General features: G+C 52.0%; 4 protein-coding genes. 2 read left to right on the top strand and 2 right to left on the bottom strand.

Annotated elements, in window-relative coordinates; translation table 11 throughout:
• Together RTY00_RS24035 and RTY00_RS24030 are read right to left on the bottom strand one after the other, a co-directional pair.
• On the bottom strand, nucleotides 1-653 hold a 653-nt coding region (locus RTY00_RS24035), incomplete at its 3' end, for an HAD-IIB family hydrolase (protein ID WP_312666644.1).
• A gap of 358 nt (nucleotides 654-1,011) precedes the next feature.
• Nucleotides 1,012-1,245, bottom strand: coding sequence for a DUF2525 domain-containing protein (locus tag RTY00_RS24030; protein ID WP_061717614.1), 234 nt, complete (start codon nucleotides 1,243-1,245; stop codon nucleotides 1,012-1,014).
• Nucleotides 1,246-1,559: 314 nt separating this feature from the next.
• On the opposite strand from RTY00_RS24030, the gene RTY00_RS24025 reads away from it, so the two are divergent.
• Together RTY00_RS24025 and dsrB are read left to right on the top strand one after the other, a co-directional pair.
• Nucleotides 1,560-1,718, top strand: a complete 159-nt coding sequence (locus tag RTY00_RS24025; protein ID WP_007891469.1) for a YqaE/Pmp3 family membrane protein — start codon at nucleotides 1,560-1,562, stop codon at nucleotides 1,716-1,718.
• A 68-nt stretch (nucleotides 1,719-1,786) separates the two neighbouring features.
• Nucleotides 1,787-1,981, top strand: a complete 195-nt coding sequence (dsrB, locus tag RTY00_RS24020) for a protein DsrB (protein WP_008105417.1) — start codon at nucleotides 1,787-1,789, stop codon at nucleotides 1,979-1,981.
• Nucleotides 1,982-2,108: the final 127 nt, after the last annotated feature.

Here is a 2,108-nt window from a genome sequence, read left to right as displayed (position 1 = left end):
ACGCGCTCCAGCATCGGCACATCGTTGGGGCCATCGCCCAGGCCGATGGTGATGCGCGATTCTCCTTCTTGCGCGGCAAGATGCTGCTGGATTTCGGCCAGAGCGATACCTTTGCCGGTGTCGGCGGGCATCACATGCCAGAAACGTCCGCCCTGGGTTAACGCCAGATGGTGCTCGGCAAGCGCCTCACGGAACTCCTGCAAACGATGTTCATCATCGCGCCACAGCACCACTTCCGACGCTTCGCGCAGGCGGCTTTGGCTGGCTTCGGTGAGCGTTAATCCGGTGAAGCGTGCTACTTCGGCATCGCTAAATTCATGAAAACCGTTGAAGCGGAACCGCGCCTGCAATGCGTGCAGCGTCTGGCATAACGCGTGATAGTTGGCGCTGGTTTCGGTTGGCGGCGTTTGTTCTCCGCCGAGTACCACGCGCGCACCGTTTTCAGCAATAAAGGGTGCGCCAACAATGCCCAGCTTCTTTTGTAGTGGAATAATCTCTGCCGCCGTTTTGCTGGAACAAATCACCAGCGGAATCTGATGTTGTTTCAGACGCGCCAGCCATTCACTAGCCGCATCCCAGTTGTAGTCATGATGATCCAGTAATGAGCCATCAAGATCGGTAACGATCATCAGGGAAGAGGTAAGACTCAGCATCATCACACTCCTTACGCCAGTGGCATCCGTAAAGCGAAGAGTAATCAGTATAATAGCGGAATCGCGATCACACTTTTTCCGGCGACCCGGCCAGCGACATCCAGGATAATTCTTAAACAGCAGACGTGACGGGACGCGCGATGCACATTTCGTGCACAGCTGAAACCAGTCGTGACGCGGTGCGTGGGGCGATTCGCATGAATGGTTATACAAAATTGTTCGATTTACATGCAGAGATAAGACTTGTCTTAATCGGACTAAGGCGTAATCTGACCGGGTGTTAAGAATTCCCTGGTGTAACGAATTTACTGATTTATTTTACCCGGCCATCCCGCCGGGTATTTTTTTGAAATCGATTTCAACGGTTTACTTCACTGATGGCGAAGTCGCGAATGTCGAGTTCAAAGGCTTCCGCTAAATCGGTGTAAGAGTCATAAGCCTCGCCGTTTACTTTGACGCGATGGGCGTTTTCGGCTTCCATAAACTCTTGTATCTCGCCCGACGTTCTTTTCTGAATCGCCTCCAGCAGCGCATCGACATCAATATTGACTTCGCGCTGCACATTCTCGCTGTACTCTTTTGCCGTCGTCATAGCGCCCTCCCAGAGGCGATTGGATGAGTTAACAGTATAGACGGTGCTGAAAAGAGGGCGTCGCGGGCAAATTGCAGGCAAAAAAAAGCCCGCGCTGCGCGGGCAAAAATCCTTGTTACTTTTAGGTTGACTGCGCCTTTGGGGTTGGTGCAGTGATGAGAAGTGTACGAGCAGCCCGCGTCAAAAGTCTCTCTATGAAACGTTAAGAAAGCGAAAAAGCGCATATTGACAGAGTTTTACCTGCCTTTAAGTGCACAGTGCGTAACAGCGTCTATGCTTAGCGATTGATTGTTAAGTGATATCAGGGAGTGAATATGGACTTTTTACGTATTGTCATCGCCATTTTGGTACCGCCACTGGGCGTGTTCTTGCAGGTCGGGTTCGGCGGGGCGTTCTGGCTTAATATTCTGCTGACGCTGTGTGGCTACATTCCAGGCATCGTTCATGCAGTGTGGGTTATCGCCCGACGCTGATCGCGATCAGGCAGTGTTGATTATCTTCCGTTAAACTGTGTCGCAGGACAATTTGTGGAGAGTAATCAATGAAGGTGAACGATCGCGTTACGGTTAAAACCGACGGCGGCCCGCGCCGTGTAGGTACGGTGCTGGCAGTGGAAGCATTCAATGAGGGCACCATGTATCTGGTGGCGTTAGAAGATTACCCGCTGGGGATTTGGTTCTTTAATGAAAGCGATCATGCCGAAGGCGTGTTTGTTGAGCCGTATGAAGGGGCTTGATGCCAGGTGCGCATAAATGCGCACCTGAGTTGTAGGGTCGCCATTCATGGCGACCTCTGCAAATTCAACGCTTAAAACGTTTCCCAGTTATCATTTCCCGACGTCGCCAATGCCGGACGCGGCGCCA

The sequence above is a fragment of the Pantoea sp. CTOTU49201 genome (genome assembly GCF_032054795.1).
Lineage (GTDB): Bacteria > Pseudomonadota > Gammaproteobacteria > Enterobacterales > Enterobacteriaceae > Pantoea > Pantoea symbiotica.
This window is presented reverse-complemented; position numbering and strand designations above follow the sequence as displayed.